The organism is Phycicoccus sp. DTK01 (genome assembly GCF_017312765.1).
GTDB lineage: Bacteria > Actinomycetota > Actinomycetes > Actinomycetales > Dermatophilaceae > Phycicoccus > Phycicoccus jejuensis.
Genome location: NZ_BOPU01000015.1, coordinates 20,932 through 30,845, shown reverse-complemented (window position 1 = coordinate 30,845; position 9,914 = coordinate 20,932). Strand labels below are relative to the sequence as shown.

General features: G+C 72.4%; 11 protein-coding genes and 1 pseudogene. 8 read left to right on the top strand and 4 right to left on the bottom strand.

Translation table 11 applies throughout. The features are described from left to right. The 5 genes from J3473_RS19075 to J3473_RS19055 form a co-directional block, all read left to right on the top strand. The coding region (locus J3473_RS19075; protein ID WP_207025378.1) for a multicopper oxidase family protein at positions 1–668 on the top strand (668 nt) is incomplete at its 5' end. 107 nt (positions 669–775) lie between these two features. Continuing rightward, positions 776–1,384, top strand: coding sequence for a DUF305 domain-containing protein (locus tag J3473_RS19070; RefSeq protein ID WP_242525971.1), 609 nt, complete (start codon positions 776–778; stop codon positions 1,382–1,384). A gap of 1,077 nt (positions 1,385–2,461) precedes the next feature. Then, positions 2,462–2,707: a hypothetical protein gene (locus J3473_RS19065; RefSeq protein WP_207025377.1), complete on the top strand. Its 246-nt coding sequence runs from the start codon at positions 2,462–2,464 to the stop codon at positions 2,705–2,707. A 53-nt stretch (positions 2,708–2,760) separates the two neighbouring features. Further along, positions 2,761–4,317, top strand: a complete 1,557-nt coding sequence (locus tag J3473_RS19060; RefSeq protein WP_207025376.1) for a hypothetical protein — start codon at positions 2,761–2,763, stop codon at positions 4,315–4,317. A 492-nt stretch (positions 4,318–4,809) separates the two neighbouring features. Next, positions 4,810–5,529, top strand: a complete 720-nt coding sequence (locus J3473_RS19055) for a hypothetical protein (RefSeq protein ID WP_207025375.1) — start codon at positions 4,810–4,812, stop codon at positions 5,527–5,529. A gap of 112 nt (positions 5,530–5,641) precedes the next feature. Here J3473_RS19055 and J3473_RS19050 read toward each other — a convergent pair whose 3' ends face one another. After that, positions 5,642–6,004, bottom strand: coding sequence for a hypothetical protein (locus J3473_RS19050; RefSeq protein ID WP_207025374.1), 363 nt, complete (start codon positions 6,002–6,004; stop codon positions 5,642–5,644). Between the two features lie 357 nt (positions 6,005–6,361). Further along, entirely contained in the window at positions 6,362–6,553 is a 192-nt protein-coding gene (locus J3473_RS19045) for a hypothetical protein (RefSeq protein ID WP_207025373.1), read from the bottom strand. Positions 6,554–6,847: 294 nt separating this feature from the next. Between J3473_RS19045 and J3473_RS19040 the strand changes: the two genes are divergently transcribed. The 3 genes from J3473_RS19040 to J3473_RS19030 all read left to right on the top strand — a co-directional run bounded on the left by J3473_RS19040 (position 6,848) and on the right by J3473_RS19030 (position 8,748). Beyond that, positions 6,848–7,234, top strand: coding sequence for a hypothetical protein (locus J3473_RS19040; protein ID WP_207025372.1), 387 nt, complete (start codon positions 6,848–6,850; stop codon positions 7,232–7,234). Beyond that, positions 7,231–7,521 (top strand): hypothetical protein, encoded by a 291-nt coding sequence (locus J3473_RS19035; protein WP_207025371.1) that lies wholly within the window; start codon positions 7,231–7,233, stop codon positions 7,519–7,521. The genes J3473_RS19040 and J3473_RS19035 overlap by 4 nt, the downstream gene beginning before the upstream one ends. A 177-nt stretch (positions 7,522–7,698) precedes the next feature. Then, positions 7,699–8,748 carry a tyrosine-type recombinase/integrase gene (locus J3473_RS19030; RefSeq protein WP_207025370.1) on the top strand — a complete coding sequence of 350 codons (1,050 nt, stop codon included), beginning with the start codon at positions 7,699–7,701 and terminating at the stop codon, positions 8,746–8,748. Here the strand turns inward: J3473_RS19030 and J3473_RS19025 are convergent. After that, positions 8,745–9,539 (bottom strand): HIRAN domain-containing protein, encoded by a 795-nt coding sequence (locus J3473_RS19025; protein ID WP_242525970.1) that lies wholly within the window; start codon positions 9,537–9,539, stop codon positions 8,745–8,747. The two genes, J3473_RS19030 and J3473_RS19025, sit on opposite strands and share 4 nt — an antisense overlap. 153 nt (positions 9,540–9,692) lie before the next feature. Then, positions 9,693–9,833: pseudogene (locus J3473_RS19835) on the bottom strand (DUF2510 domain-containing protein); the annotation flags it as partial. Positions 9,834–9,914: the final 81 nt, after the last annotated feature.

The window sequence follows — 9,914 nt, the reverse complement described above, 5'->3', positions numbered from 1 at the left end:
CCGCCTCGGACACCGTCTTCCGGCTCTCCCTCGCCGGCCACCGCCTGACGGTCACCCACAGCGACGGCTGGCCCGTGCAGCCGGTCGAGGGCGACGCGCTCCTCATCGCGATAGGCGAGCGCTACGACCTGCTTGTCACCCTGGGCGACGGCGCCTTCCTGCTCACGGCCACCCCCGAGGGCAAGGACGGGCAGGCCCTGGCCCTCGTGCGGACCGCGAGCGGCACGCCCTCGGCCTCCGCAGCGGCGACCACCACGTCCGGCACCGTCCTGTCGCTCGAGAGCCTGCGTCCCCGCGCGGGCACCACGCTCGCCGCCCGCGAGAGTGACCGCACGCACGACCTCGTGCTGTCCGGATCGATGAACCCCTACCGCTGGACCATCAACGGCCGCAGCTTCCCCGACACCGACCCCCTCGAGGTCCGCTCGAACGAGCGGGTCTCGCTGGCCGTCAGCAACATGTCGATGATGGTCCACCCCTTCCACCTGCACGGGCACACCTTCTCCGTGCGCGGCAGCGGGGTCCGCAAGGACACGGTCCTGCTGCGGCCGATGCAGCGACTGCTCCTGGACCTCGACGCCGACAACCCCGGCCAGTGGGCCGCCCACTGCCACAACGCCTACCACGCCGAGACCGGCATGATGACCACGCTCGGCTACGTCACCTGACCGGGCCGTCGAGCTTCTTCATCGAACCTTCATGGAGCCTTCGGGGAACGACCGCACGCCCGCGAGACGGTGGCGGAGTTCCTGTTCTCCACACCCGAAGGACACCCGTGCCCTCCACCACCCGTCGACTCGCGCTCGGCGCCGTCGTCCTCACCGCCGCGACCCTGCTCGCCGCCTGCGGCTCCGACACCGACCACTCCGACATGCCGGGGATGACCGGGATGTCCTCCTCGAGCGCGTCCGCCACGGCCGGTGGTTCGGCGGCTCAGGGCGCGCCCGGCGACGTGATGTTCGCGCAGATGATGATCCCGCACCACCAGCAGGCCGTCGAGATGGCCGACCTCGCCCTCGACGCCAAGGCCGACGCCTCCGAGCAGGTGCGCGCCCTCGCCACCGACATCAAGGCCGCCCAGGACCCCGAGATCCAGACCATGCAGAGCTGGCTCACCTCCTGGGGCGCACCCGCCGGCGCCGGCATGAACCACAGCATGCCCGGCATGATGGGCGAGACCGAGATGGCCTCGCTCAAGGACGCTACCGGCACCGACTTCGACCGCCAGTGGCTCACGATGATGATCGCCCACCACGAAGGCGCCATCACCATGGCCCAGGACGTCCTCAGCAGCACCAAGGACGCCGAGGTTCGCACCCTCGCCGAGGCCATCACCAAGGCCCAGGAACGCGAGATCGCCACGATGAAGGGCCTGACCGAGTGACGCAACCGCCTTCAGCAGGGCTGAGAGCGGCGACCACAGGATGCCGCCGGTTGGTCTCAACACACGTTGAGTGCGTTCAACCCTTGTTGTAGTCCGTCCGGGGATTGCGCGGCCTGTGCGGTGCCGGACGAGTGGCGGTATGGAAACGACGCGAAGCCCGCAGGACCTGTGCGCCACCGCCTTCTCGAAGACGGAGAGCTGGGAGGAGCGGCTGAAGGCAGCGACCGAGCTCATCCCTGAGCTGACGTCTCTGCAGAGCGAGCTCGTGACCGTCGCCCGCCTCGAGGGGGCCACTTGGGAGAGAGTCGGGGACGCCCTCGGCGTGTCCTACCAAGCTGCGCAGAGAAGGTTCGGGCCGAAGCCGAAGCCGAAGCCGATGAGCGCGTCCGCATCAGCCGAGAAGGCGCTGCCCACGTCGACACCGGAGAAGCAGGACCTGTCGCCGAGAGCGCCGAAGGTGAACGAGGGGACTACACCGGCACCAGCGGCCGGCGGCCTCGTCGTGCCCGTGCGGACCGAGCCTGACGGCCCACCGTCCGTGTGGGGGTACACGGCCCGGATCGGGGGCGTTCCGGTGGTGCGTGTCGAACGGTTCCTCGAGCGTCCTGCGTCGGGCGCGCGGCGTGGCCGGTGGGGTCGCCGGACGCGGCACGCCTGAGACGGGTGCGGGCGATCCCCTGAGCGATCCATAAGTGTGCACCCATGGATCGGGGTGCGCCGGGGTGGCGCACCCCCTGGGGATCGCTGTCCTGTGGGCGTGCCGGCGCGGATGGGGCGCACCGCTGGTGTGGGCAACGTTGATCCGGTCCGGATCCGCGCAGTGGCGCCAGTCCGGTGGGTGCGCGCAACTCCCCACGGACGGGGTGGCGCGTGACCCAACAACAGGAGGAGGGGATCACGGGTGCGAACCATGGGGCCGCCCCGGTGGTGCGCATCCGCGAACATCAGTGCGTCCTGGTGGTCGCCGGCTGCGGCCCGCGCACCGTGGTGCTGGACCCCCGCCCGCACCATCTCCCTTGGAGCTGCCATGCACACCCCGTACCGCCTCATCGACCGGCTGGCGCGCCGGGGTCGGCGGTGAAGGCCGCAGGCCGGCGGGTGCTGGCCGTCCTTCAGCGTGAGGCCGAGCTGTACGGGCGGGTGGTCACCCTGTCCACGACGGAGCTGGCCATCCTGTGCGGCCGCAGCACCCGGACCGTCGAGTACGGGCTGAGCCAGCTGCGGGACGATCACGTCACGATCACCTACGACGCCGGGTCCGGCGCCCGGCTCATCCACGTCCCGCTCCCTACCCAAGACCTCGGCTCCACCCGCGTTGGGTAGCCCGTACGGGTGACTCCTTGCGGCCACCGCAAGAGCCCGGACGGTCCCGGCGCATGACCTACGACGACGACCTGCGCCTGGCCTTCGCCAACTCCATCGTCCACCCCGACAACCGCCGGCTGCGCCTGCTGAACGAGGACAACGCGAGCGTGCGCGAGACCAACCTCGAGGAGACGGTGCGCAGCGGTGAGACCTACATGCTGACGCCGAGCCGAGGCCTGCTGGTGCTCGACGAGGACCACACCTGGGACGTGAGTGTCAACGTCGTCCGTTCCGCCGCGATCGACAAGCTCGTGGAGTGCGCCGAGGAGTCCGGCCTGAAGTACGTCGTGGTGGACTCGGGCCGGAAGGGCCACCGGCACCTCTACCTGGTGTTCGGCGTGAACCGGGCATCGCGCATCCTTCGGGAGGACGCCGCCGACTGGGCGCGCACGCAGGGGTTGGACGTGCGCGACCAAGGTATCCGCCCACCGGGCTCCCCCCACCGGCTGACGGACCACGCGCCAGCGACGGTCATCGGTGACGCCAGCGAAGCACTGGCGGCGCTGGAGACCTGCGGGTCCGGCGCGCCCACCCAGACGCCCCGCAGGTTCGTCGCGGCGCTGCGCGGCCGCTGCCTCAGCGCCGAAGTGCTGTCTGCGACCGTGAGCGAGGACGGGACCGGCGGCGGGCGCTACCTCTCGACGTCGAACACCCGGATGGCGCTGGCTACCGGCTTGGTCTCGATGGGCTCCACCCGCGACGTGCTGGACCGCCTGCTGAACAACCACGGTCTACCGTGCGCGAGGACCCTGAACCGGCTCAGCCCCGAGGGTCGTCAGCGCGAGATCGACCGCATGTGGGGCAAGGCCACCGTCTGGGTTGGCCAGCGCGACGCTCGCACGAGCGAGCCGCAGGTGGAGCAGTGGGCGAACGCCATCAACCGGCACCCGTGGAAGGGCCAGGCCGGTGGCACGGACCACGCGATGGCCCAGGCCTTGGCAGATGTGGCGCAACGCACCAAGAAGGTCGAGATCGGGCTCTCCAAGAGAGCCGCCGCGCTGAAGATCGGCGTCACCCCCGTGACGGCGGCCATCTCCCTCAGCCGCCTCGTCACCGCCGGCTGGCTGAAGGTCATCCGGCAGCACACGGCGACCACCGCACGCGTCTTCCGGCTGTGCATCCCCGCGGACGCACAGCCGGCCGAAGCGCTCAACGAAGCGGCTCCCGCGGCCGGACCCGAGTGGAACCCAGCACACGACGCCGGCCGTTGGCGGGCCCTCGGCAAGAGCACGCTGCGAGTCGGTGGGCTCGTGGCGGCCAGCCGGCGTCTGGGCGTGGCCACCCTCGCCGAGTGGTTGTCCACCAGCCGCCGCAGCGCCCTGCACCACCTGGGCAAGCTCGTCCGCGCCGGACTCGTGCGACGCGACGACAACACCCACGAGTTCGTCCTCACGGCCAGCACGCCCAGTGAGCTGAAGGCCCAGCTCGCGGCCTGCGCCGTCGAGGCCGGGACGGCCGGTGCCGGCGACCGGCAGCGCGCCCGGGACGAGCAGGAGCGCCGCGCACGCGCCGAGCGCTTGGAGCTGATCGGCTGCGGCCTCGAGCGGCACCCCGGCGTCCGCAGCTAGGCCCCCCGCCCCCGCTCGACCATGAGCCCGCCCCGATCCCTGGGAGCGGGCCATCCGGCGTGCCTCGATGCCGGCCACGCCACCGCCAGCCAGGAGCTCGAGCCCTCGGGGTCACCCGATCGGGCTACACCGGACGGTTCCGGGGGCGGACAAGGCGGCCAGGTCCCGCGTCGCCCGCGTACTGAACCCTGCCGAGCCCCTTGTCGAACAGCGGTCCGGCGCTCAGCGCTGGCGATGCTTCGACCCACTCCTTCTCACACCCCCCAAGGGGGAGTGAGTGGGTCGATCCGCCGTCACCTCCGTCCCGGCCCTCGCCCAGGCATGCACCCGGGTGCCACACATCACCAACCCAGCCAACCAACTCGCCCAACGCCGAAGCCGGCCACGCCCTCGTCTGCGCGCAGCGATCCAGAGGCCCGGCATGGGCAGTGCGGCGCCTCCGAGAGGGCCGCACCCTGACCGGCCGTCACGCCCCCGCCCGAAGGAGACCCCGTGCGTCGCGCCCTGTCCGTGACCGCTCTCGCCGCCGTCCTGCTCGCAACCCCCGCAGCCACCACCGACATGCCTACGCCCGCCGAGACCAAGGCGCCGCGAGCTACGGTGGCGGCGAAGGCACGCCCGAAGCCCACACCGGCTGCCCTCAGCCGCAAGCACGCCCGCGACTACCGCTTCCTGCACGGGGCCGTCCACGGCCGCCCAAAGGCGGTCTGGCCCTGCCGGACCATCATCGTCGCCCTGAACCGCCGTGGCCTGCCCGCGCACACCGCCCGGGACTTGCGCGAGGCCGTGCGGCGAGTCAGCCGCGCCAGCGGCTACCGCTTCAAGGTCGTCTACACCCGGGCCGTCCCCACCCGCGCCGGCCACCACCCCGGAGGCGGCGCACCCCAAGTGCTCATCGCCTCCGCCCGCCCCGGCGTGCGCGGGTTCGACGACCCCCTCGCGGCCGCGACCGCGGAGGTCCAGCCGCTCGTCGACAATGCCCACTGGCGCTTGAGCACGAGCGTGGTGCTGGTCAACACCCAGGCCCACCTGCGACCGGGCTTCGCGGTCGACGGCATGGCCAGCGTCCTGGCCCACGAGCTCGGCCACACCCTGGGCCTGGACCACGTGCCCAGCCGCACCCAGCAGCTTATGGGCCCCTACGGCGCCCCGGGGCTCGGAGCCGGCGACATCGCCGGGCTGCGCCGGCTCCACCGCGCCAGCTGCGGCTGAACCGCGTGGCGGACCTTCGGGACGTTCTCGATGAGGAGAGGCCGCCGGAGCCGGGTGGGATGAGGGGGCCGATGTGGCCCGGCAGGCGTGGGGGCCTACCGGGCCACCCGGTCTAGCCGCTCTCTTCGGCGGCGCGTTGCCGACGCAGCATCCGGGCCACGTGCTTGGCGCCCTCGCCCTGCGCCACGCGCGCCGCGACGCTCCACCCGTAGAGCTGCACCTGCAGGTCGGCCGGGACCAGACCAGCGTCACGCAGGTCGCGCGCCACCTTGGCCTGAGCGACACGCAAGCCCTCGGCCGTCCAGGCGTCGCGCTCGACCTCCGCGAAGCCGTAGAGGAGCCACTCCTGGTACTCCCATGCCGGCGTGGCCTCGTCCGGGGTGTTGAAGCCGGCCCGCTGGATGCGGACGCCCTGACCCCCCGGTGAGTCGCGGGAGGAACCGACGTGGCCTGCTCGCTCGTCACGACCCTGCACGGAGGGAAGGTCGCGCAGGGGGTTGTTCTCCCGTCGCGGCCTGGGTGTCGGCGGGGCCAGACCCGACGGCCTCCGGGGAGGCTGCTCCTGCGGTGGGGCGACCGGAGCTGGTGGCGGCTCGTCCACCCCCGCGAGGGAGCGCACGCGGCGCACCACGGGGGGCTCGAGCTGGGTCCACGCGCTCGGCGCGTGCTCGTTGATGGAAGCCAGGAGCGCCTGGACTTCCTTACTGGTGAGCCCTAGTTCTTGGGCGAGCTCACGAACGCTCAGCCGGCGCTCTGGCGGCGGCTGGATCTTGGTGTGCCTCATGAAGGGCGGGTCGCCGGGGACCAGGTTGCCCTGGTCCCCGGCGCCCGGTCACCGCTCCGTGATGGTCGTGTCCGGGTGACGACGCGCCGTCGCGTCGGTCACGAACCGGCCGGTGATGGCGCTGCGCGAGCCGGAGGCTCCCGACGAGCCGGACTGGTGCTGGACGGACGTGCGCGGGCTGCGCGCCGCGGCCGCCTTGCTGATGTAGCGCCCGCTCTTGGCGCTGCGGTAGGAGGTCATGCTGTCCTGCCTTCCCGGGACCTTGAGGCCCCAACAGGAAGCACCGCGACGGACCCTGTACGGTCGGTGGCCTACGACAGCTCGACCTACGCCTCGGAGCCCGCCACCTCGGCCGGGTGCCGAGGCGTAGTACTTCCATAGCCACCGTACGACGCCGCGGGGACACCCCCGGCGTGTCGGGAACCGGTGTGGCGCGGCAGTGACCTGCGGAAACACTCCGGCACCCGAGGAAGCGCACTTCCATCGCGCACCCTCCGGAGGCTCGTCATCACGTTCCATCACCAGCGTGTCCACGTGGTCGCAGTCGCGGGCGTTCGGTACGAGATCTGCGGGGAGCGGTGCCACGAGGTCCTCTCCCACACCTGCACCCAGGTGCTCCTCATCGCGCCCACGTCCCAGGGGTCGGTTCAGGACTGCCGCCACTGCGTGGTCTGCGGGAGCCTGACCTCCCGCCCGGCCACCTGCCTGCTGCACGACCACGCCTGCCCCGACACGGACGTCCTGCCCACGGTGCCGGTCCGCCTGGCCTTGCAGCTGTGGCGACAAGGGCACCGCCGGCCCTTCCCGACCGATGAGGAGGCATGGGACAGGCTCGAGCAGCTCGCCCTCGGCCTGCGTGAGCTCGGCGCATCGTGCCTGACCGCCGCCGCCCTCGTCGAGCTCGATGACGAGACCGGGTGAGCGCTGCTGACGACCTCATCGCGCACCTCGCGGGCGTTATCGCGGCGCTGCTCGAGCCGTCAGAGGTCACCCGCCTGCTCGAGGCGTCCGGGGCGCCGTCACCGCGCCGGGCCGGGCATCCTGCGGCGAGCCTCGAACTCCTCGCGGGCCTGCATCAGGCGTTGGTCGCCTGCACGCCCAAGGAGCTCGACACCGTTCGTGTCGCCGCTCGCCTGTGCGCGGTGACTCCGGCCAACCTGCAGGAGGCGCTGGCCATGGCCACGGTCGTGTTGCGGCCCCCGCAATAGCTGCGCTCATTGCCCACAGCAACGACAGCCGGCACCCCTGACTGACGTCCACCGTTTGCAGGAGGTTCGTCCATGGCCCGGCCACGTCTGCCCGTCGGCTCGCATGGGAGCGTCAGCACTCGCCGTCTGGATGGGGGGCGGTGGCGCGCCAACACCGCCACCCGCGACGAGGACGGCGTGCTGCGGCAGGTCACCGCCACGGGGTCCACGCGTGCCGGAGCCGAGTCAGCCCTGCGTGCCCGGCTGGCCAACCGGGCGGCGCCGACCACCGCCGAGGTCACCTCCCGCACACGGCTGGACGAGTTGTGGCAGCGGTGGCACAGCACGGCTGAGCGCCGCCTGCGTCCGCAGACCCTCCAGCACCTCACGTGGTGCTACCGGCGACACGTCGCGCCCCCACTCGGCGCCCTGCAGCTCGGCGAGCTCACACCGGCCAGGGTCGAACGGCTCCTGGACCGCCTCGAGTCACAGTTCGTGCAGATCCCACGGGAGGTGCGAGCGCTGCTCCGGCAGCTGCTGGACATCGCCGTCCGCCACGGCGCCATCGCCACCAACCCCGTCCCTACCCACGGAGCCTCACCCGCGAGCAAGCCGGAGGTCCGCGCCCTGACCGCTTCGGACGTGGCCGCCGTAAGGACGGCCGCGCAGGCCTGGGAACGCAGCACCGGCGCCGCCGGGGCACGGGCGCTCTGCGACGTGCTCGAGGTCCTCCTCGGTACAGGGCTGCGCATCGGTGAGGTCCTCGCGCTGCGCTGGCAGGACCTCGACCTCGACTCCCCGCGGCCGGTGCTGCGGGTGACGGGCACGATGGTCGAGGCGGTCGACGGGGCGGCCTGGCGGCAGGCCACTGCCAAGACGGCGGCTGGCGCTCGGACACTGGCGCTGCCTCCCTTCACGGTCTCCGTGCTCGCTCGGCGTCGCGCGCGCCTTGGCGGCCCCGACCCGCACGCCCCGGTCTTCTGCACGAGCACAGGAACGCACATGCGGCCCTCGAACGTGCGCCGCAGCTGGCGAGCGGCCCGCCGCGGTACGTCCGTGGACTGGGTCGCGCTGCACACGCTCCGCAAGACCGTCGCCACGACCGTCGCCCACGCCCTGCACGAAGACGCGGCGGCCTCCCTGCTCGGGCACCGCAGCGCTAACGTCACCCGCCGCCACTACATCCAGCCCGCTGTCCAGGACCTCTCCGCCTGCCTGGAGGCCAAGTTCGGGGCGGACCCGACCTAGCCCTGTGCGGCGCCGTCGGCCGGCTGGATTCGTTCCAGCCACCGCCCCGGGACTTCGTGGGACTTGGCCACGTGCAGGGTCAGCTCGGCGCGCAACGCGGAGCCCTGCAAGAAGCCCCGGGCGACGGTCTCCCTCCCGCGCTCGGAGACGTAGGTGACGAGGTCGGCGAGCTTGTCCGAGGTCGCCTTGGTCAGGACCCCGACGCGGTGACCGTCGAGGCGGACCTCCACGGCGCGGTAGGGGGTGGAGCGCTCGGTCTTGGCCTCGTCGACCAGGTGCAGGGTCAACGCCAGGTGCCGGCCGCGGTCGTGGACGTAGCGACCGAGCACGTCCATGTGCCGCTCCTCGCCAGTGACCTGGATGGCCGTCCCGCGCGGCAGCACCGTGTGCGCACGTTCAGGGAGGGCGTTGAACGGCTGCACGCCGTCCTCGGGCGGCAGCATCACCGTCACGCTGCCGCCGCGGTCGTCACCGCGCGGGGCGACCCACACCCTGGCCGAGACCTCGAGCACCATCCCCGCCTCGGCGAGGTCCTGCAGCGCGGGGGAGTAGCGGGCCGCCGTGTCGCGCGGTAGGTAGCCCACCCGGTGTCCGCCCACCCACACGGCGACCGCGTTGGTGTCGTACCGGTTGCCGGGCTCGGCGACCACCAGCGCCGCCTGGTCCTGAAGCTCCGTGCCGTACTCCTCGAGCTTGCGGCCGCTGGCGCGCAGCAACGTCGTGAAGGCTGAGCGGTAGTGCTGCTCGCCCACGACGTTCTGCCAGACGGTCGGCTTGCCCCACCCGCTCACGGGCTTGCCGTTCGGCTCACCGTTGGCGCGGCGGCGCGTCGACCTGGCCGGCTCCGTCGTTGCAGGCGCGCTCGTCGACTCCGCGGCCGCCGTCTCTGCCCTCGCCGGCGAAGCAGCACCCGGCCTCTGTGTGTCCGGCTCCGCGGGGCGCGCTGCGCCGTCGCTGTAGTGCTCGCTCCACGCCGAGCCGTCCCACCACCGCAGGCTCCCCGGCCGGTCCGGCGCCGGATGCCATCCCGCCGCCGGAGCAGCCGCCCTCGTCGCCTTGCCCTTGAACCGGTCGAGCCACCCCATCGACGTCCCCTCTGCCAGTCGCCGGCGACCCCGGCTGGGCCCCAATGCCGTGCGTTCCCGGCGACCCTACGCCGCCAGACG

Bases quoted from the DNA above. Each gene is read 5' to 3' on its own strand.
- J3473_RS19060 (WP_207025376.1), top strand. From the start codon at position 2,761: ATGACCTACGACGACGACCTGCGCCTGGCCTTCGCCAACTCCATCGTC.
- J3473_RS19045 (WP_207025373.1), bottom strand. From the start codon at position 6,553: ATGACCTCCTACCGCAGCGCCAAGAGCGGGCGCTACATCAGCAAGGCG.